Annotated in this window: 16 protein-coding genes; 7 read left to right on the top strand and 9 right to left on the bottom strand. The window is 68.4% G+C overall.

Going from position 1 to position 19,520, the window contains the following annotated elements; translation table 11 throughout:
- Window positions 1–17 precede the first annotated feature (17 nt).
- Window positions 18–1,421 carry a lipase maturation factor family protein gene (locus AC5Y3Z_RS23800; protein WP_473140217.1) on the top strand — a complete coding sequence of 468 codons (1,404 nt, stop codon included), beginning with the start codon at window positions 18–20 and terminating at the stop codon, window positions 1,419–1,421.
- Here AC5Y3Z_RS23800 and AC5Y3Z_RS23795 read toward each other — a convergent pair.
- The 3 genes from AC5Y3Z_RS23795 to AC5Y3Z_RS23785 form a co-directional block, all read right to left on the bottom strand.
- A complete protein-coding gene (locus tag AC5Y3Z_RS23795) occupies window positions 1,388–2,560 on the bottom strand; it encodes an NAD-dependent formate dehydrogenase (RefSeq protein ID WP_463828671.1) in 1,173 nt (390 codons plus the stop codon). The genes AC5Y3Z_RS23800 and AC5Y3Z_RS23795 overlap by 34 nt on opposite strands.
- A 98-nt stretch (window positions 2,561–2,658) precedes the next feature.
- On the bottom strand, window positions 2,659–3,552 hold the full coding sequence (locus AC5Y3Z_RS23790; protein ID WP_473140216.1) for a LysR family transcriptional regulator: 894 nt from the start codon (window positions 3,550–3,552) through the stop codon (window positions 2,659–2,661).
- 24 nt (window positions 3,553–3,576) lie between these two features.
- Window positions 3,577–5,223 carry an acetolactate synthase large subunit gene (locus tag AC5Y3Z_RS23785; RefSeq protein ID WP_473140215.1) on the bottom strand — a complete coding sequence of 549 codons (1,647 nt, stop codon included), beginning with the start codon at window positions 5,221–5,223 and terminating at the stop codon, window positions 3,577–3,579.
- 91 nt (window positions 5,224–5,314) lie between these two features.
- Here AC5Y3Z_RS23785 and AC5Y3Z_RS23780 point away from each other — a divergent pair, with 91 nt between their 5' ends.
- On the top strand, window positions 5,315–6,691 hold the full coding sequence (locus AC5Y3Z_RS23780; protein WP_473140214.1) for an NADP-dependent succinic semialdehyde dehydrogenase: 1,377 nt from the start codon (window positions 5,315–5,317) through the stop codon (window positions 6,689–6,691).
- A 14-nt stretch (window positions 6,692–6,705) separates the two neighbouring features.
- Here AC5Y3Z_RS23780 and AC5Y3Z_RS23775 read toward each other — a convergent pair whose 3' ends face one another.
- The 3 genes from AC5Y3Z_RS23775 to AC5Y3Z_RS23765 form a co-directional block, all read right to left on the bottom strand.
- On the bottom strand, window positions 6,706–7,644 hold the full coding sequence (locus AC5Y3Z_RS23775) for a R2-like ligand-binding oxidase (RefSeq protein WP_473140213.1): 939 nt from the start codon (window positions 7,642–7,644) through the stop codon (window positions 6,706–6,708).
- On the bottom strand, window positions 7,641–8,321 hold the full coding sequence (locus AC5Y3Z_RS23770; RefSeq protein ID WP_463828666.1) for a TetR/AcrR family transcriptional regulator: 681 nt from the start codon (window positions 8,319–8,321) through the stop codon (window positions 7,641–7,643). Before AC5Y3Z_RS23770 ends, AC5Y3Z_RS23775 begins: the two co-directional genes overlap by 4 nt.
- A gap of 780 nt (window positions 8,322–9,101) precedes the next feature.
- A complete protein-coding gene (locus AC5Y3Z_RS23765) occupies window positions 9,102–10,799 on the bottom strand; it encodes an acyl-CoA dehydrogenase family protein (protein WP_473140375.1) in 1,698 nt (565 codons plus the stop codon).
- A 125-nt stretch (window positions 10,800–10,924) separates the two neighbouring features.
- Here AC5Y3Z_RS23765 and AC5Y3Z_RS23760 point away from each other — a divergent pair, with 125 nt between their 5' ends.
- On the top strand, window positions 10,925–11,905 hold the full coding sequence (locus AC5Y3Z_RS23760; RefSeq protein ID WP_473140374.1) for a phosphotriesterase family protein: 981 nt from the start codon (window positions 10,925–10,927) through the stop codon (window positions 11,903–11,905).
- Window positions 11,906–11,992: 87 nt separating this feature from the next.
- Window positions 11,993–12,736: a PP2C family protein-serine/threonine phosphatase gene (locus tag AC5Y3Z_RS23755; protein ID WP_473140373.1), complete on the top strand. Its 744-nt coding sequence runs from the start codon at window positions 11,993–11,995 to the stop codon at window positions 12,734–12,736.
- A gap of 4 nt (window positions 12,737–12,740) precedes the next feature.
- On the opposite strand, the gene AC5Y3Z_RS23750 is transcribed toward AC5Y3Z_RS23755, so the two are convergent.
- On the bottom strand, window positions 12,741–13,913 hold the full coding sequence (locus AC5Y3Z_RS23750; protein WP_473140372.1) for an acyltransferase family protein: 1,173 nt from the start codon (window positions 13,911–13,913) through the stop codon (window positions 12,741–12,743).
- Window positions 13,914–14,008: 95 nt separating this feature from the next.
- Here AC5Y3Z_RS23750 and pgfA point away from each other — a divergent pair, with 95 nt between their 5' ends.
- Both pgfA and AC5Y3Z_RS23740 read left to right on the top strand, forming a co-directional pair.
- Complete coding sequence (gene pgfA, locus AC5Y3Z_RS23745; RefSeq protein ID WP_463828661.1) at window positions 14,009–15,304, top strand: cell envelope lipid trafficking protein PgfA; 1,296 nt, start codon at window positions 14,009–14,011, stop codon at window positions 15,302–15,304.
- 5 nt (window positions 15,305–15,309) lie between these two features.
- Window positions 15,310–17,004: an MmpA family trehalose lipid delivery protein gene (locus tag AC5Y3Z_RS23740; RefSeq protein ID WP_473140371.1), complete on the top strand. Its 1,695-nt coding sequence runs from the start codon at window positions 15,310–15,312 to the stop codon at window positions 17,002–17,004.
- Here AC5Y3Z_RS23740 and AC5Y3Z_RS23735 read toward each other — a convergent pair.
- Entirely contained in the window at window positions 16,985–17,254 is a 270-nt protein-coding gene (locus tag AC5Y3Z_RS23735) for a helix-turn-helix transcriptional regulator (RefSeq protein WP_473140376.1), read from the bottom strand. The genes AC5Y3Z_RS23740 and AC5Y3Z_RS23735 overlap by 20 nt on opposite strands.
- A 251-nt stretch (window positions 17,255–17,505) precedes the next feature.
- On the opposite strand from AC5Y3Z_RS23735, the gene AC5Y3Z_RS23730 reads away from it, so the two are divergent.
- Window positions 17,506–18,276: a YoaK family protein gene (locus AC5Y3Z_RS23730; RefSeq protein ID WP_463828658.1), complete on the top strand. Its 771-nt coding sequence runs from the start codon at window positions 17,506–17,508 to the stop codon at window positions 18,274–18,276.
- Here AC5Y3Z_RS23730 and AC5Y3Z_RS23725 read toward each other — a convergent pair.
- Window positions 18,273–19,430, bottom strand: coding sequence for a glycosyltransferase family 4 protein (locus tag AC5Y3Z_RS23725; protein WP_463828657.1), 1,158 nt, complete (start codon window positions 19,428–19,430; stop codon window positions 18,273–18,275). The genes AC5Y3Z_RS23730 and AC5Y3Z_RS23725 overlap by 4 nt on opposite strands.
- Window positions 19,431–19,520 lie beyond the last annotated feature (90 nt).

Below are 19,520 nucleotides of genomic sequence, written 5' to 3'. Positions count from 1 at the left end.
GTTGACTGGACACCGCCATGGAATGGTTTTCGGCACCCGGATACTGGCTGGGCACCGCGGTGCTGCAGCGGGGGGTGGCGCTGATCTATGTCATCGCGTTCGTCGCCGCCGCGCGGCAGTTCCGACCGCTCATCGGCTCGGATGGGATGCTCCCGGTGCCTGGATACCTGGCCCGGCGGCCATTCTGGCAGGCGCCCAGCATCTTTCAGTTCCGGTATTCGGACCGGCTGTTCGCCGCAGTGTGCTGGCTGGGCGCGGTACTGGCGGCGGCCGTGGTCTGCGGACTGACGCGGGTGGTGCCGCTGTGGGCCGGGATGCTGACCTGGCTGCTGCTGTGGGTGCTGTACCTGTCGATCGTCAACGTCGGCCAGGTCTGGTACGGATTCGGTTGGGAATCACTGCTTTTGGAGGCTGGTTTCCTGATGGTGTTTCTCGGCGGGGAACGGGTGGCGCCGCCGCTGCTGACCCTGCTGCTGGTGCGCTGGCTGCTGTTCCGGGTCGAGTTCGGCGCCGGTTTGATCAAGCTGCGCGGCGACTCCTGCTGGCGGGATCTCACCTGCCTGTACTACCACCACGAGACCCAGCCGATGCCCGGACCGTTGAGCTGGTTATTCCACCACCTGCCCAAGCCGCTACATCGAATCGAAGTGGCCGGCAACCACTTTGCCCAACTGGTGGTGCCGTTCGGGTTGTTCGCACCGCAACCGGTGGCCGGCATCGCCGCGGCGACCATCATCGTCACCCAACTGTGGTTGGTGCTGTCCGGTAACTTCGCCTGGCTCAACTGGCTGACGATATTCCTGGCGTTCAGCGCGGTCGAGGTGTCCGCGGTGTCGTCCACGCCGCGACCGCCGGGGTGGTTCGTGGTCGTGGTGGTCGCGTTCGCGGCGGTGATGGTGTGTCTGAGCTACTGGCCGGCGCGCAACATGTTGTCACCCCGGCAGCGAATGAACGCGTCCTTCAACATGTTTCACCTGGGCAACACCTACGGCGCGTTCGGCAGCATCTGCCGCACCCGTCGGGAGGTGGTGATCGAAGGCACCCGGGAGCCGGACGTCACCGGCCAGACCGTCTGGCAGGAGTACGAATTCAAGGGCAAACCCACCGGATTGCGCCGGCTGCCACGCCAGTTCGCGCCGTATCATCTGCGACTGGACTGGCTGATGTGGTTCGCGGCGATATCGCCGGGTTATGCGCTGGCCTGGATGACGCCGTTCCTACACCGGCTGCTGCGTAACGATGCCGCGACGCTGCGGTTGTTGCGGCACAATCCTTTTCCGGATGCACCGCCCCGGTATGTGCGGGCGCTGCTCTACGAGTACCGCTTCACCACGCCCACCGAGTTGCGCCGGGAGCACGCGTGGTGGCACCGGTCCCTGATCGGCAGTTACGTGCCGCCGACGTCACTGCCGGACTTCTGATACGAGAGTGCCCCGGTGCCGGCCAGTTTCCCGCCCTCGACGATCAGGTAGTCGGGACGGATCGGCCTGCCGTCGAACCAGCACTCGAGGATCTCCCGGGTGCCCGCGGCATAGCGCGCCTGCGCCGACAGGGTGGTGCCGGAAACGTGCGGCGTCATCGCATTGTTCGGCATGGTGCGCCAGGGGTGGTCGGCCGGCGGCGGCTGCGGGAACCAGACGTCGCCGGCGTAACCCGCCAGCTGGCCGCTTTCCAAGGCCGCCACAATCGCTTCGGGCACCGTTTCTTCGGCGCGCGCGGTGTTGACGATGTAAGAGCCGCGCCGCATCGACGACAGCAGCTGCTCGTCGAACATCGCGCGGGTGTCCGCGTACAGCGGCGAGTGCACCGACACCACGTCGACCGCTTTGACCAGCGACTGCACGTCGGGGTGGAAGGTGAGGTTGAGCTCGGTCTCTACTTCGGCCGGCAGCCGGCGGGTGTCGGTGTAGTGCAGGTTGACGTCGAACGGGGCCAGCCGGCGCAGCACGGCCCGCCCGATCCGGCCGGCGGCGATGACGCCGACGTCCATGCCCTCCAGGTCATAAGCGCGCTGGACGCAATCGGCGATGTTCCAGCCGCCGTCGGCGGCCCAGCGGTGCGACGGCACGAAGTTGCGTACCAACGCCAGGATCTGCATGACGGCGTGCTCGGCGACGCTGATGCTGTTGCTGTAGGTCACCTCGGCGACGGTGATGCCGCGCTCCTGGGCCAGGTCGAGGTCGACGTGGTCCGAACCGATGCCGGCGGTCAATGCCAGCTTCAGCTCGGGCGCCTTGGCGATCCGTTCCGCGGTCAGGTATGCGGGCCAAAATGGTTGGGAGATAACGATATCGGCGTCGGCCAGTTCACGTTCGAACTCGGGGCCGTCCTTGTCCGACGTCACCACCAGCTGGTGTCCGCCCGATTCGAAGAACTCGCGCAGACCCAGCGCGCCCGAGACGCAGCCGAGCAATGCGCCCGGGGTGAAGTCGATTTTCGACGGCGTGGGCACGGTGCTGCCGCCGGGGTAGCTGTGGATCTTGGGAATGCTGTCGCGGGCGTAGGCCGGCGGGTAGCCGTCGACCGGGTCGGGGTACAGCACCATCACACACTTGGCCATCGGACTCTCCTCGCTTGCGTTTGAACTGATTTCAGTCTCGCGGTGCGGTGCAGCGGGTGTCCAAGACGTGGTTCCGAACGACCGATAGGCGCGACCGATCAGAGCGGCGGGGCGATGGAGTGCGCCATCTGGACCAGCGCGCGGGTGAGCGGTGAACCAGGCTCGGCCGCGTTGGTGACGAGTGCGATCAGGGCGGTCACCGACGGCTCCTCCAGACGCAACACGGTAGCGCCGGCCGGCGGACCGAGGGCGTCCACCCAGGTGTGTGGCACGATGCTGGCCCAGCGCCCGGTGGCGACGTGGGCGAACAGCGCGCCGACCGAGTCGGTCTCGAGTTGCGGCGTGATCACCAGGTCCTTGGTGGCCAGTGCGTCGTCGATGAGCCGCCGGCCCCGCATGCCCTTGCTGAGCAGACACAGGGGCAGCCCCAGCGCCGCTGGCCAGCTGACGGTGCCGGTCGTGCCGGGCAGCAGATCCGCGCCGACTAGCAGCACCTCCTCCTCCCGGTACAGCGGAGTGAACAGCAGGTCGTCGGCGTCGTGCTGATCGGGATAGACGATGCCTGCGTCGAGCTCGAACTGACGAATCCGCTCGATGATCCCGGCCGATCGCAGATTCGTCTCCAGCTGTACCCGTACCAGTGGATGGGCGGTACAGAACGGATCGGTGAGCAGCGCAACGGTGGTCGCGGCGGCCGGGACCACCCCGAGCCGGAGTTCACCGCTGAGGCCGGTCTGCAGGGCGGTGACTTCCTGTTGCAGCGCATCCCGGTCGGCCAGGATGCGTCTGGCCCAGTGCACCAGCCGCTCACCTTCGGGAGTGAGACCTTCGAACTTCTGCCCGCGCCGGACCAGTGGGACCTTGAGCTCTTGCTCCAGCTTGCGGATGGATTCCGACAGCGCCGGCTGCGAGACGAAACAGGCGGCCGCGGCTCGCGCGAAATGCCGCTCATGGGCAAGGGCGACGAAGTACTCCAGCTGTCGGAACAGCACGGATCTATTCGACCACGGGTGAGCTCACAGCGTTTCGTCCAACTCCCCCAGCCGGTCGGTAAGCCGCAGGTTCTCCGAGTAGTCGACCGGACAGGAGATGATGGTCACCCCGTCGTCATCCAGTGCCGCCCGCAGCGTGGGCAGCAGTTCGTCGGCACTCTTGATCCGATATCCTTTGGCGCCAAAGCTTTCCGCGTACTTCACCACGTCCGGGTTGCCGAACGAGATGTGGTGGTGCTCGCCCAGTTCGAGGTCCATCTTCCACTCGATCAGGCCGTAACCGCCGTCGTCCCAGATCAGCACCACCAGCGGAATATTCTCCCGCACCGCGGTTTCAATCTCCTGGGAGTTCATCAGGAACGCGCCGTCACCCACCACGGCCAGCACCTTCGCCTCCGGCCGGGCCAGCTTCACCCCGAGCGCGCCGGGCAGCGCAAATCCCATGGTGGACAGGCCATTAGAGATGAGGCAGGTGTTGCGCTCGAAGGTTGGATACAACCGGGCCATCCACATCTTGGTGGCACCGGTGTCCACCAGCACCACGTCGTCGCGGCCCAGCGCCTCTCGGGTGTCGGCCACGATGCGCTGCGGCGCCAGCGGATACCGCGAATCCTGTTGGCCGCGGGCGAATTCCTCGGCCAACAGACCCGAGCCGGGGATCTCGGCGCCTTCGCCGAAGCGGTGACCGTCCAGCGCGTCGGTCAGCGCGTTGAGGGATTCGTTGATATCACCGATGATTCCGACGTCGACCGAGTAGTGCACGTCGACCTCGGCCGGGAAACGGTGGATGTGAATGATCTTCTTGTCGGCCTGCGGATTGATCCGCACCGGGTCGAACTCCTGCAACTCGTAGCCAACCGCTATCACCACGTCGGCGTTGTCGAAACCGAAGTTGACGTAGTCGTGCGTCATGAATCCCAGCGTGCCGATGCTGTTGGGGTGGTCGTCGGGCATCACACCCTTGCCGTGGAAGGAGTTGGCCACCGGTACGCCGAGTTCCTCGGACAATCGGATCAGCGCCTTCGACGCCTCGCTGCGGGCGGCGCCGTGCCCGGCGAGCACCACCGGCCGCTGGGCGTTGCGCAGGATGTCGACGGCACGGGCGACCTGCCGCGCGGCCGGCGCGTCGGCGCGCACGACGTTGCGCGGCAACGGCTTCAGCTCGTAGTCGTCTTCGTCGGTGTCGATGTGCTCAGGCACCGCGAGGTAGACCGCGGCGGGCCGTTCGGTCTCGGCGAGCTTGAATGCTTTGCGCACCATCTCCGGGACGGCCTTGGCGGTGGGAATGTCGGCGGCCCACCGGGTGATCGGGGCGTACATCGACACCAGGTCGACGTACTGGTGCGACTCCTTATATTCACGGTCCTGACCGACCTGCGCCGAGATGGCCACCACCGGGGTGCTGTTGGTGGTGGCGTCGGCGACGCCGAGTTGCATGTTGATCGCCCCCGGCCCCAGCGTGGCGGATACGACGCCCGCGCGCCCGGTGACCCGGCCGTACATCTCTGCCATGAACGCCGCCGCCTGCTCGTGCCGGGTCAGCACGTAGCGGATGTCGGAGGCGGCCAGCGCTTTGATCAACCGGATGTTCTCTTCACCGGGTATCCCGAAAACGAACTCGACGCCCTCGTTCTCCAGGCATTTCACGATCAACTCGGCCGGCGTACTCATCCGCTGGACCTCCTACGGTCTTCTCCCGACACATTAGTGGCAGGCTAGATACAGGACGTTCCTCAAGTACCCACCAGACGAAGGATTCAGCGTGCCCATCGCCACCATCAACCCGGCCACCGGGGAGACCGTCAAGACCTTCGACCCGGCCAGCGACGACGACGTCGACGCAGCCATCGCGCGCGCGCACGAGCGGTTCCTGGACTACCGCCATTCGACCACCTTCGCCCAGCGCGCCGAGTGGGCCAACGCCACCGCCGACCTGCTGGAGAAGGAGGCCGACGACGTCGCGGCGATGATGACCCTGGAGATGGGCAAGACGCTGGCCTCGGCCAAAGCCGAAACACTCAAGTGCGCCAAGGGTTTTCGTTACTACGCCGAGAACGCGGAGAAGCTGCTCGCCGACGAGCCGGCCGAGGCTTCGAAGGTCGGGGCGAAGCAGGCCTACGTGCGGTACCAGCCGCTCGGGGTGGTGCTGGCGATCATGCCGTGGAACTTCCCGCTCTGGCAGGCGGTCCGGTTCGCGGCCCCGGCGCTGATGGCCGGCAACGTCGGGATCCTCAAGCACGCGTCGAACGTGCCGCAGTCGGCGCTGTATCTGGCCGACGTCATTTCCCGCGGCGGGTTCCCGGACGGCTGCTTCCAGACGCTGCTGATCTCGTCGAGCGCCATCGAGCGCATCCTGCGCGATCCCCGGGTGGTGGCGGCCACCCTCACCGGCAGTGAACCCGCCGGTCAGTCCGTCGCCGCCATCTGTGGTGACGAGATCAAGCCGACCGTGCTGGAACTCGGCGGCAGCGACCCGTTCATCGTGATGCCGTCGGCTGACGTCGACGAGGCCGCCAAGACCGCGGTCAAGGCGCGGGTGCAGAACAACGGTCAGTCCTGCATCGCGGCCAAGCGCTTCATCGTGCACACCGACATCTACGACGCGTTCGTGGACAAGTTCGTCGAACACATGCGGGAACTGAAGGTCGGCGACCCCACCGACCCGGACACCGACGTGGGGCCGCTGGCCACCGAGTCAGGTCGCGACGAGATCGCCGAGCAGGTCGACGCCGCCGTCAAGGCCGGGGCGAAGGTCCGCCTCGGCGGGGAGAAGCCCGACCGGCCGGGATGGTTCTACCCGCCGACGGTGATCACCGACATCACCAAGGACATGGCGCTGTACACCGAGGAGGTGTTCGGCCCGGTGGCGTCGATGTACCGCGCCAAGGACATCGACGAAGCCATCGAGATCGCCAACGCCACCACGTTCGGGCTCGGATCCAACGCCTGGACCAACGACGAAGCCGAGCAGCAGCGCTTCATCGACGACATCGAAGCCGGCCAGGTGTTCATCAACGGAATGACGGTGTCCTACCCTGAGCTCGGCTTCGGCGGGATCAAGCGGTCGGGCTACGGCCGCGAGCTGGCAGGGTTGGGCATCCGGGAGTTCGTCAACGCCAAGACGGTCTGGGTGGGCTGAGGCCCGGGGCCGCTTCAGACGGCGGCCAGCGCGCGGCGGTCTTCGTCGGCGAAGTCGTCTTCGAGCTGCACCGGCGAGTAGTCGAGGTCGATCTCGCCCAGCGGACGGCCGCGGGCGCTGCTGATGGTGCCGAACCGGCGCATGCCTTTGTCGGTGGAGTACTGCAGAAACTCGTCCCGGGACAGATCGAAGGGCGCCGGGTCGCCGTACAGGGCGAAGCCGTCCTCGGTGAGTTGCAGCGCCAGCGGGATCAGCTCGTTCATCCGCGATTCGAACACCGCCCAGTTCGCGTCGTCGGCGGCGACGTGGCGACGGCAGGTGAAGGTGCCCCACGCCATGTGGCGGCGCTCGTCGTCGCCGATGTGGCGGATCAGCTGCTGCATGCCGGGCAGGATGGCGCGTTCCACGCAGATCTTGTGCCAGGCGAAATATCCCGTCAGGGCCAGCATCCCCTCGACGATGTGGTTGTAGGTGACCGAGGCCCGCACCTGCGCAGCCGGTGAGGGATCCGAGGTGAGTGCGTGCAGGCAGGCGGGCAGCTCGTCGTAGAAGATCCGGCGGTAGGTGGGCAGCTCGTCGAGGTAACCGTGCAGATCGTCGGTCATCCCGACCGCGTCCAGCCACATCCGGAACACCTGGGTGTGCTTGGCCTCCTCGAACGCGAACTGTGTCAGATACATCTCGTCGCCGAGGCGTCCCTCGGCGCGCATCGCGGCCATGAACGGCTGGATGTCCTCGGTGACCGCTTCCTCTCCGGCGATGAACTGGGCGCACAACCGGGTGGCGTAGTCGCGTTCGGTGTCGGTCAGCCGTTCCCAGTCCGCCCGGTCGCGGGAGAAGTCGATGTCGGCCGGATTCCAGAACTTGGCGTTGCCGCCAGCGAACAGCTTGAGCGGCAGGCTGGCCCAGTTCAGGCCACCGGCGGCCAGCGAACCGGATCGGGTGCGGGTCATGTGAACTCCTCTGATCGGACTGGGGCTGGGGCTGGGGCCGGGCAGAACGCGGCGGCCAGGACGGCGACCAGTCGGCGCACCGCCAGCGCCGGCTGCTCGGGCGTGGGCTCGTCCAGGCCGAGGACCGGGTCCAGGCCGCGCATGTAGGGCGCCAGCGCCAGGTGCGGGAAGATCATCAGCAGCAGTGACAGCAGGGCGTCGGTGTCGGCGTCGGCGCGCAGGTCACCGCGCTTGAGCGCCTCGGCCACCAGCGGGCGCAGCACTTCCAGGTAGTGGCGGTGGATCACGTTGCGCACGCTGATGCGGGCGTCGGTGTCGACCTCCAGGGTGGCCGCGGCGTGCAGCGAGCGTTCCCGGGGATGTTCGGCGTAGTAGGCGACCCAGGCGTCGAGCAACTCGGTGAGGAATTCGAAGAACGGCCGGCTGGGGTCCAGGTCGCGGATGACGCCCTCGACGTAGGCGCGTACCCGCTGGCTGGCTACGTCGGCGATGAAGGCATAGAGGTCGCGCTTGTCCGCGAAGTACTGGAAGAGGCTGCCCTTGGCGACACCGGCGCGCCGGGCGATCACGTTCAGGCTGCCGTTGGAGAAGCCGTGTGCACCGAATTCGGCCTCGGCGGCTTCGATGACGGCCGCGCGTCGCGCGGGGTCGACGCGAGCCCAGGTGACGGTCGGCATGCGGCCTCCTGTTCGGTATGACCAGTGGTCATTTTGGCTGTGACGTGTTTCACAGTCAAGGCTAGCGCTCGTCCTGGGTGGGTCGGGTGCCGCCGAGCGTCACGCCAGCGTGGCGGCGGGTGGCGAGCGTCACGCCAGCGTGACGCGCAGGGGCCCAGCGGGAAACCGGGCACCCGTGAGAGCCGGGGGCACCCGCCGAGCGTCACGCCAGCGTGGCGGAGCGCAGCGAGCGTCACGCCAGCGTGACGCGCAGGGGCCCAGCGGGAAACCGGGCACCCGTGAGAGCCGGGCACCCGCCGAGCGTCACGCCAGCGTGGCGGCGGGTGGCGAGCGTCACGCCAGCGTGACGCGCAAGGGCCCAGCGGGAAGCCGGGCACCCGTGAGAGCCGGGTGCCGCCGAGCGTCACGCCAGCGTGGCGGCGGGCAGCGAGCGTCACGCCAGCGTGACGCGCAAGGGCCCAGCGGGAAGCCGGGCACCCGTGAGAGCCGGGGGCTGCCGCCGAGCGTCACGCCAGCGTGGCGGCGGGTGGCGAGCGTCACGCCAGCGTGACGCGCAAGGGCCCAGCGGGAAGCCGGGCACCCGTGAGAGCCGGGGGCACCCGCCGAGCGTCACGCCAGCGTGGCGGCGGCTGGCGAGCGTCACGCCAGCGTGACGCGCAGGGGCCCAGCGGGAAGCCGGGCACCCGTGGGAGCCGGGGGCACCCGCCGAGCGTCACGCCAGCGTGACGGAGCGCAGCGAGCGTCACGCTGGCGTGACGCTCGCACCGCAGGGGAGAAGCGTCAGGGGCGCATTTCGTAGGCGCCGTTGAGCGGCAGCACGAACTCGTTCCACACCTTGTCGTAGCGCGCCTGATCGTTGGCGGGTCGGCGGATCATCCGCAGCGCGAAGTCCGCCTGCGCGTCGGTGGTGGCGGCTTTGTCGTTGAGTTCGACTGCGTAGCTGTTGAAGTCGCGCACCAGCAGTCCGAAGATCTCGTCGAGCAGGGCATCGTCCACCCCCGACAGCGACGCCTCCTCGAGGATCAACTGCCCGTAGGGCACCAGCGCGAAGATCTGGCCCACCCCGAACGCGAAGTCGATGTCCTTCTGCTGTGCGGCATCCGGCGTCGCCGCCGCCAGCATCTCGGCGAGCACCTCGACCTGCTCGCGCAGCAGCGCGACATTGGGGACCCGGGCGTAGGCGTCGAACGCTGCGCGCCAGTCGTGGAAGCGCACCTTGCCCAGACCGTCGGTGGGTCCCTGATTGAACAGGAACGTGTCGTCGGCGTCGTCGTCGCGCCGGCCGATCAGCGGCAGCGAGGCGTCCGGGGCGAACAGGAAGTTGGGCATGAACTTGGCCAGCAGCCCGATGTTGATGTGCACGGTGCCCTCCAGCCGCGGGAGCATGCCGATCTCCTGGGCCACGGTCTCGAAGAACGTGTCCTTCTCCACACCCTTGGCCGCGATGACGTCGAACAGCGCGGTGACCACCCGCTCGCCCTCACTGGTCACCTTGGCCTTGGTCAGCGGGCTGTACAGCAGGTAGCGGCGATCGTCGGCGGCAGCACTGCGCATGTAGTCCGAGGCGCGGGTGCAGACCAGCCGCATCGCGACCAGCCGGGCGTAGGCGTCGGTGAGCAGCCGTCGCACATGGCTGAAGTCGGTCACCACCGACCCGTAGAGGTGCCGGTTGGCGGCGTGCGTGATGGCTTCGTAGAAGGCGTGGGTGCACATGCCGACCGAGCCCCAGCCCAGGTTGTACTTGCAGACGTTGACCGTGTTCAGCGCGGCGTGGAAGGCGCCCATTCCCCGGTGCAGCAGGTCGGCCTCGGTGACGGGGTAGTCGTGCAGGGCGTAGTTCGCCACGTAGTTCTGCGAATTCACCACGTTCTTCTTGCACTCGTAGCGGTCGTCCTGCGAGTCGGCGGCGAAGAACACGTACTCGTCGGACTCGTCGATCTTGCCGAAAGTGGACACCATGCGCGCCACGTTGGCGTTGCCGATGTAGTACTTATCGCCGTTGGCGACCCACCCGTGCTCGGCCGGGGTCAGGATCATGTCGGTCTGGTAGACGTCGGCGCCGTGCGCCTGCTCCGACAGGCCGAAGGCGAACACCTCACCCTGTTCCAGCTGGGCGGCGGCCTTGCGCTTGGCGTCCTCGTTGTCGCTCATCCAGATCGGGCCCAGCCCCAGCGCGGTCACCTGGAACGGGTACCAGTAGCTCAGCCCGTAGAAGCCGATGATCTCGGCGAACTCGCTGATCCGGTAGGTGTCCCAACGGCAATCGTCGGCACCGTACTGGGCCGGGGTCAGCAGCGACGCGAAGATGCGGTGCTTGGCGATGTGGTCCAGGAAGTCGGTGTACCAGGTGCGGTCGTGGGCGTCCTGCTTGAGCTTGGCCTTACCGCGGTTCTCGAAGAAGTCCACGGTGGCCTGCATGATCTCGGCCGACCGGGCGTCGGGGTACTTGCGTTGCAGGTGGTTGGGGTTGAGCAGCATGCGGGTGACTCCCAGCGCGGACGGGTCAGGACGGCTAGACGGTACTGCAACCGGCCGGTGGCCGAGGCCGGAGTCGCCGAGATCGGCACTGTCAACTGACTACCGATCGACCTAGCATCAGTGGCGTGTCAGAACTCAATACCGCCCGCGGAACCATCGACACCGGGGACCTCGGGGTCACACTCATGCACGAGCACGTGTTCATCATGACCACCGAGATCGCCCTGAACTACCCCGAAGCCTGGGGCGACGAGGACCAACGGGTGGCCGACGCGGTGGCCCGGCTCAACGAACTCAAGTCGCGCGGCGTGGACACCATCGTCGACCTGACGGTGGTGGGGCTGGGCCGTTACATCCCGCGCATCGCCCGCGTCGCCGCCGAAACCGAGCTGAACATCGTCGTCGCGACCGGCCTCTACACCTACAACGACGTGCCGTTCTGCTTCCATTACACCGGCCCGGGCACCATGCTGGACGGCCCGGACGTGATGGTCGACATGTTCGTCCGCGACATCGAGCAGGGCATCGCCGACACCGGCATCAAAGCCGGAATCCTCAAGTGCGCCACCGACGAACCCGGCATCACCCCGGGCGTCGAGCGGGTGTTGCGCGCGGTCGCCCAGGCGCACAAGCGCACCGGGGTGCCGATCTCCACCCACACCCACGCAGGCCTGCGCCGCGGGCTGGAACAGCAACGCATTTTCGAAGAAGAAGGCGTGGACCTGAGCCGGGTGATCATCGGACATTCGGGCGACAGCACCGACGTGGGCTATCTCGAAGAACTGATCTCCGCCGGCTCCTATCTGGGCATGGACCGGTTCGGCATCGACGTGATCCTGCCGTTCGAGGAGCGCGTCGACATCGTGGCGACGATGTGCGAGCGCGGCCACGCCGACAAGATGGTGCTCTCCCACGACGCCAACTGTTACTTCGACGCGCTGCCCGACGACATGCTCGCGGTCGCTGCCCCGAACTGGCACTACCTGCACATCCACAACGACGTCATCCCGGCGCTCAAGGAGCGCGGGGTCACCGACGAACAACTGCAGACCATGCTGGTGGACAATCCGCGCCGCATCTTCGATCGCCAGGGTGGCTACCAGTGAGGCGCCGGTCGCCGGGGGACGACGCGGACAGGGCGCGTCGGGCCGCGGTGCGTGACGTCGTGGGCGCGTGGTTGCAGACTTAGACCCATGTACGCCCTGGAATACTCTGCGCTCAGCGACGTCGGCTGCGTACGAAGCGACAATCAGGACCGCTGGGGGGCCGACGCCGATCAGTTCCTGTTCATGGTGGCCGACGGTGTGGGCGGCAGCCGCGACGGTGCCCTGGCTGCCCAGACGATGGTCGAGGTACTGCCCAACTACGTCGCGCATCACCTTCCGCCCGAACACCGCGGCGAACCCGATGCACCGGAACGACTGGGCCGCGCGGTCTCCGAACTCTCCGACGACCTGCACGCCAAATCGCAGGACGATGCGCGTTACCAGGGCGCCAACAGCACGCTGGTGACCGTGGTCATCGCGGGCCCGCGGGCGCTGGTGGCCCACCTCGGCGACAGCCGCGCCTATCTGCGCCGCGACGGTCAGTTGCAGCGGCTGACCCGCGATCACACCCTGGTCCAGGCCCTGGTCGACGCCCATCAGGTGGACGCAGCCGACACCGGCCGGCACAAGGCCCGCAGTGTGGTGACCAAATATATGGGGATGAAGCCGCCGGCGCGCGCCGACTCCAGCGCGCTGGAGTTGCGGGTCGGCGACCGGATCCTGCTGTGCAGCGACGGCCTGCACGGCGTGGTCAAGGAGCCCGAACTGGGCCGGATTCTGGACGAGAACCCCGCACCCGGTTATGCCTGCGCGGCGTTGATCGCGGCGGCCCGCGACGGCGGCGGCCCCGACAACATCACCGCGCTGGTGATCAACATCAACCCCGCCTAGCGGGTCACGGCGCGACGGCGTCCGCCTCGGAGTCGACGTCCGGTGCCGGTTTTTCGCGTTTCTCCCACCGGCGCAACGCTTCCCGACAGGGCGACTCGACCAGGGCGTAACTCACCGCGGCGATCGCGGTGCCGAACAGCAGGGTCAGGGCCAGCACCGTCGGCATGTGTCCGGAGAACGCGAACGCGCCGATCACCGGGAACACCATGTCGAGTGCGGCCAGATGCCAGATGAACAGGCCGTAGGACCAGCGGCCCAGGGTGACCATGAAGGTGCTGCCGAGCAGCCGGTGCGGCGTGTCCGGCCGGTCCAGCACCAGCGGCGCCACCAACGCGAACGCCACCACCGCGCCCATCGCCGTCTTCACCGAGAACTCGGTGGCGGTGCTGGTCACCAGCCCGGCCGGACCGGCCAGCGGGGAGGCCGCAACCAGGTAGGCGGCCAGCGCGATCACCGCCATCAGGACGCGACGTCGGGCCAGCCGGTGCACCCGGCCGACCGGGCTGTGCACCAACTCGGCCAGCACCATCCCCGCAGCGAACCAGGAAAAGTAGGCCGGCGGCCAGTTCAGCGGGTTGGCACCCGGCCCCCGGCCCAGTGCCTCCAGCGGCAACCACCCCCAGCCCCAGCTGAGCACGCCGACGGCGGCGATCACCGGCAGGCGCGCACCGGGCCGAATCCGGCGGGCCAGCAGCGCCAGGATGGGCAGCGCCAGGTAGAAAGCGACCTCCACCGACAGGCTCCACATCTGGGTCAGCCCGCCGGTCAGCGTCAACGGCACGTAGATCTGGGTGAGCGTCAGATTGGCCAGCCACACTGTCAGGCTCGCCTGGTTGGAGTCCGGCAGCAGCGTCAGGATCACCACCACCGCCACCAGATAGGCCGGCATGATGCGGACCGCCCGCGAACGCAGGTAGTGACCGGTGCGTGGCCGCGGCGTCAGGTTGCGGGCGGCCGCGGCGTGCGCGCGCCACAACAGAAACCCCGACAACGCGAAGAACACCGCGACGGCCAGGTCGAACCGGCCGAACAGCCGTCCGTCCACGCCGCTGGAATGTCCGGTCTGGAAGGCGACGTGGGTGACCACCACCCCCATGGCCGCGCAGGCACGCATCCCTTCGACGGCGGGCAGGAAGCTGCGGGTGCCACCCACCTGCTGCGAGTCGGTCACGATCACAGTCTGCCTGCGCGTCCTCGCCGACCATCGGGGTAGGGTCAGACCAGTCTGCTGCACTGCTTGCGAAACTTGGACCTAGAGGAGGTCACTGCAACGTGAACCGAGCAGTCATGTTGCGTATCGCCGCATGCGGCACCATCGGCCTCGGGGCCGCCCTGCTGATCGCCGCGCTGCTGCTGTCGACCTACACCAGCAGCCGGGTCGCCAAGGTTCCGCTCAACATCGACGCCACGCTGAACAGCGAGGGCAGCGGCACGGCGCTGAACCCCGAGTCGCTGTCGACCGACCACGTCGTGGTCAACCAGAATGTGCCGCTGGTGTCCCAGCAGCAGGTCAGTGTCGAGCTGCCGGCCAACGCCCAGGTGGTCACCTTGCAGGTCGGCTCGTCGCTGCGGCGCAGTGACCGGCAGAAGGACAGCGGACTGCTGCTGGCCATCGTCGACAACGTCACCCTCAACCGCCGGACCGCCCTTGCCGTCGCCGACGACTCCCACCCGGGCGGGTCGGTGCAGAAGCCGCGCGGACTGGGCGACGAAAGCCCGCCGACGCCGATCCCGCTGCGCCACGAAGGCCTGTCCTACCGCTTCCCGTTCAACACCGAACGCAAGACCTACCCCTACTTCGACCCGATCGCGCAGAAGGCGTTCGACGCCAACTTCGACGGCGAGGAAGACGTCAACGGGCTGACCGCCTACCGGTTCACCCAGACCGTCGGCGTCAACTCCGAAGGCAAGGTGGTGGCTCCCATCGCCTACCCGTCGCTGTACGCCGGCGAAGAGGACCGCAAGATCACCACGAGCGCCGGAATGTGGGGCCTGCCCGGCGATCCGGCTGAGCAGATCACCATGACCCGCTACTACACCGCCAAGCGGGTGTTCTGGGTGGACCCGGTGTCCGGCACCATCGTCAAGCAAACCGATCAGGCGCACCACTACTACGCCCGCGACGCGCTCAAGCCTGAGGTGACGCTGGTCGACTACAAGATCACGTCCACCCCGGAAACGGTGGAGTCCCAGGTCAATTCGGCGCGCGACGAGCGCGATCGACTGGCGCTGTGGTCACGGGTGCTGCCGATCACGTTCACCGCGATCGGGTTGATCGCGCTGCTCGGCGGCGCGGTGCTGGCGTCGTTCAGCCTGCGCACCGAGAGCGCGTTGACCGATCCCGGCCTGGACCGCGACGACACCGATTTCCTGCGGCGCGCCGGCCTGGAGCCGCCGGTTCCCGGCGCCGAAGCCGAGACGGAGAAGATACCGGCGCAACGACCGGAACCGCCCGGTGATCCGCCGCCGGCCGGGGACCCGCCACCCAAGCCGCCGTCCGGTGAAGCGCCCTCGACCGAACCCGGCCCGACCGACCCGCCACCGCCGGGCCCGCCCGAACGGAGCTAATCGCCGTGCGGGCCGGTTTGGTCCGGGCGGCGTACACGTTGGTACTGGCGTTGCTGGTGGTGGCGCCGATCCTGGGGCCCGGCTACCTGTTGCTGCGCGATGCCGTCTCCACCCCCCGCTCGTACCTGTCCGACGCCGCACTGGGGTTGACGGCGGCCCCGCGCGCCACCCCGCAGGACTTTGCGCTGGCGCTGGCGTCCGGCGTCGTCGACGGCGGGCTGCTGGTCAAGGTCCTGCTGCTACTCGGGTTGTGGCTGGCGGGGTGGGGTGCGGCGCGACTGGCCGAGGTGGTGCTGCCGGAGTCCGGGACGGCCGGCGGCCTGGTGGCCGGCACGCTGGCGGTGTGGAACCCCTACGTGGCGGAGCGGTTGCTGCAGGGCCATTGGAGCCTGCTGCTCGGCTACGGCTGTCTGCCGTGGGTGGCCGCGACGATGCTGGAGTTGCGGGTGGCGGGTGGCCGGCGCGGCTTTTTCGCGCTGGCCGGCTGGGTCGGTGTGGCGGGTCTGACGCCGACGGGTCTGCTGTTGGCCGCAACGGTGGCGCTGGTGTGCGCGGCGGCGCCGGGATCGGGCCGCCCGCGGTGGCGGTGCGGGGTCGCCGCACTGGGCTGCGCGGTGGTGGGCGCGCTGCCGTGGCTGACGGCGGCGCTGCTGGGGACGTCGTCCGGCGCCGCCGACGCGGTCGGGGTCGACGTGTTCGCGGCGCGGGCCGAGCCGGGGCTGGGCACCCTGCTCAGCCTGGCCGGCCTGGGCGGGATCTGGAACGGCGCAGCCGTACCTGCTTCGCGGACAACGCTTTTCGCGCTGGTATCCACGGCGGTGCTGCTGGGCGTGGTGGCGACCGGGTTGCCGGCGGTGGTGCGCCGGCCGGCGGTGCGGCCGCTATTGGTGCTGGCCGGTGTGGCGGTGCTGGTGCCGACCCTGCTGGCCACCGGCCCGGGGCTGCATCTGCTGCGGACCGTGGTCGAGGCGGTTCCCCCGCTGGGGGTGCTGCGCGACGGACAGAAATGGGTGGCCCTGGCCATGCCGGGGTACGCCCTGGCCGGCGCGGGGGCGGTGTTGACGCTGCAGCGCCGAATGGCGCCCGCGGCGACGGCGTTGGGGTGCTGCCTGACGCTGGTGCTGGCGCTGCCCGACCTGGCCTGGGGTGTCTGGGACACGGTGACGCCGGTGCGTTACCCGCCCGGCTGGGCCGCGGTGGCCGCGCGGATCGACGCGCAGCCGGGACCGGTTGCGGTGCTGCCGGCCGGCACCATGCGGCGCTTCTCCTGGTCGGGTCCGGCACCGGTGCTCGACCCGCTGCCCCGCTGGGTGCGCGCTGACGTGCTGACCACCGGTGACCTGCTGATTTCCGGGGTCACGGTGCCCGGCGAGGGAGACCACGCCCGGCAGGTACAGCAACTGCTGCTGTCCGGGCCGGAACCGTCGGCCCTCGCGTCCGCTGGGGTGGCCTGGCTGGTCGTGGAATCCGACAGTGCCGGGGACATGGGTGCTGCTGCCCGCACCACGGCGCGGCTGACGCCGGCCTACCGGGACGGCGAGCTGGCGTTGTACCGGATCGGCGGCGACGCCCCCGGGATATCCGGGTCGCGCCGGGGGGCAGTGGTCGCCGCGCATCTGGCGTGGCTGGCGATGTTGCTGATCGGCGGAGTGGGTGCGGCGTGCCTGCGGCGACGACCGATCAGGACAGCGCCTGAATGAGTTCGCCCACGGTGTGACTGGCTTCCAACGGGTGCCGTAGCCGGCCCGCCGGGTTCAGGGTGTAGACGTTGCGGCGACCGACCTTGGACTTGATCAGGTACCCCTCGTCCGTCAGATCGGCCAGGATGGTCTGCACGGACCGCTCGGTGATGCCGATCCGCAGCGACAACTCCCGGGCGGTCAGCGATCCACCGGCGGAAACACACAGCAGCACGTGGCCGTGGTTGGTGAGGAACGTCCAGCCACGCATCGAGCCCGGCGGCTCGATGTCCTGAGGTGTCTCGACAGTGGTCACATCTCTGATCATAGTGACGCTGGCTTTTCGCGTAAATTACTTCGCCCATTCAGCCGATCGAAAGATAGCGCGGCACGCGGCAGCGTCATTCTTGCCAGACTCATACGAAGATCTATTGATGAAGAATTTTTCGCTATATATCCTTCATATCAGGGGCGCTGCGGCCCCGCCCATGCCGGAACCAGACGCTGAAAGCGAACCTTCCGATGACCAACACCGACCAACTGCACGACGACGCCCCGCTGGCCACCCCGCGGGCGCTGCTCGGCTACAGCGGATCGCTGGCCTTCATCGCCGGCTTCGTCAACGCTGTGGCCATTTCGATCCTCGCCTTTCCGGTCGGCAACCTGACCGGAGTGACCACTCAACTGGGTATGACCACCGCCAACCCGTGGCTCTACGAAGGCCATCTGCTGGCCGCGATCCTGATCGGGTTCTGGATCGGTGCGATCGCAGCCGGCGCCGTCCTGGGACGCAACCAGCACCCCAGGGGCCCACACCTGGCGGCGGTCCTGACCGCAGAGGCGGTACTGCTGCTCATCGCCGCCTTCGGCGTCGAAGACACCCCGCTCAAGGCTGCGATCGCGGCCCTGGGCGTCGAACAGCCCGTCGTACAGGCTTTCTTCGCCGCCGCGGCACTGGGCATGCAGAACGGACTGACCTCGAGCTTCCGCGGGATGGCGGTCCGCACCACCCACTTCACCGGCACGGTCACCGACCTCGGGCTGATGCTGGGACGCATCCACCGGGACGGCATCGAGAAGTGGAAGGCCGCGGTCCTCTCGGTGACCCTGCTGCTCTTCCTGGTCGGCGGGGCGGCCGGAATCATGATCGGCGCACGGATCGGCGGGTTCGCGATGCTGGTGCCCGCGGCGCTGTGCATTGTGCTGGGGACGTGGTATTCGATCAACTCCCGTAGCGCCCGGTCGGCGGCACCCGCACCACGCGCCGGCGAACTCGCCACCGCAGCCAGCTAGATGAGGCCGCCGCAGCGCTCACCGGCCTGCACAGCGGACAGCACCACGCGCATCGCTGCGGCGCTCTGCTCCCAGGAGAACTCCATGCTGCGCGCCTGGGCCTTTGCACCCAGCTGATCGCGCAGCACCGGGTCGCGCAGCAGCTCTTCGAGCCCGTCCACCAACCCGGCACGGTCATCGACCAGGATGCCGGTGACCCCGTCGATGATCGAGTCGGACAGACCGCCGGAGGCGCGGTAACCGATGGTGGGCACGCCGTGCCGGCCGGCCTCGACCACCGCCAGACCCCAGCCCTCCTTGCGCGACGGCAACACGTGCACCCATGCACGCTGCAGCAGCCGGTGTTTTGCCGCGTCGTCGACATGGCCGTGGAAGGTGACCGCCTCGGCGATGCCGAGCCGGTGCACGTGGTCGACGAGGCGTTGCCGCCACCAGCCGCCGCCGACCACGTCCAGGTGCAGCCCCGGGATCCGGGACCGCAACTGCGCGACCGCCTCCAGCGCGTCCTCGATCTGCTTGTGCGGCACCAGCCTGGACAGCACCACCACGCGCGGGGCGGGCGCCCGCGGAGCCGCCAGCGTCGGCTCCGGAGCCTCGTCCAGACCGTTGCGCACCACGGCGATCCGGTCGCTGTCCACGCCGAGTGCGACCAGATCCCGCGCCGACGGCAGCGACACCGTCACGTACTGGTTGCGCCGGTTCAGCAGCGGGGACAACGTCGACTCCACGAACCACCCCACCCGGGACAGCACCGGCCCGGCGACCGGCCACTGCTCGCGGTGGCAGTGGTGCACCAGCACCACCACGCGTCGCCCGTACAGCAGCCGAGCCAGGAACGGCAGCCCGTTCTGGGTGTCGACCACCACGTCGGGACGCACCCGCCGCAACGGTCCCAGGCCGACCCTGGCCAGAGCCATCGCCAGCATCGCCCAGATGTACACGGTGTAGCGCCCGCCGGCCCGGTTGATGTGCACGCCGTCGACGATCTCGTGGCGCGGCGCGCCCGGGTAGCGGGCGGTGCGCAGGGTGACACGCATGCCGTCGGTCCCGGCCAGGTGGGCGCCGATGCGCTGCAGGTAGGTCTCGCTGCCGCCGCCCTGCGGGTGCCCGGTATCACGCCAGCACAGCAGCAGGACGGAGCGCAGGTCAGACATCGGACCCAGCCTAATGGCACACCGTTGCGGTCGATTCAGGGGAATCATCGGCCATTCGGCTGTCGGACTCATAGGGTTGCAGGCAGCAGA

The organism is Mycobacterium sp. NGS61, assembly GCF_059812325.1.
This window is presented reverse-complemented; position numbering and strand designations above follow the sequence as displayed.

Coding starts and splice junctions, on each gene's coding strand:
- AC5Y3Z_RS23800 (WP_473140217.1), top strand. CDS start 18: ATGGAATGGTTTTCGGCACCCGGATACTGGCTGGGCACCGCGGTGCTG.
- AC5Y3Z_RS23795 (WP_463828671.1), bottom strand. CDS start 2,560: ATGGCCAAGTGTGTGATGGTGCTGTACCCCGACCCGGTCGACGGCTAC.
- AC5Y3Z_RS23785 (WP_473140215.1), bottom strand. CDS start 5,223: ATGAGTACGCCGGCCGAGTTGATCGTGAAATGCCTGGAGAACGAGGGC.
- AC5Y3Z_RS23775 (WP_473140213.1), bottom strand. CDS start 7,644: ATGACCCGCACCCGATCCGGTTCGCTGGCCGCCGGTGGCCTGAACTGG.
- AC5Y3Z_RS23770 (WP_463828666.1), bottom strand. CDS start 8,321: ATGCCGACCGTCACCTGGGCTCGCGTCGACCCCGCGCGACGCGCGGCC.
- AC5Y3Z_RS23765 (WP_473140375.1), bottom strand. CDS start 10,799: ATGCTGCTCAACCCCAACCACCTGCAACGCAAGTACCCCGACGCCCGG.
- AC5Y3Z_RS23755 (WP_473140373.1), top strand. CDS start 11,993: ATGTACGCCCTGGAATACTCTGCGCTCAGCGACGTCGGCTGCGTACGA.
- AC5Y3Z_RS23735 (WP_473140376.1), bottom strand. CDS start 17,254: ATGCGTGGCTGGACGTTCCTCACCAACCACGGCCACGTGCTGCTGTGT.
- AC5Y3Z_RS23730 (WP_463828658.1), top strand. CDS start 17,506: ATGACCAACACCGACCAACTGCACGACGACGCCCCGCTGGCCACCCCG.
- AC5Y3Z_RS23725 (WP_463828657.1), bottom strand. CDS start 19,430: ATGTCTGACCTGCGCTCCGTCCTGCTGCTGTGCTGGCGTGATACCGGG.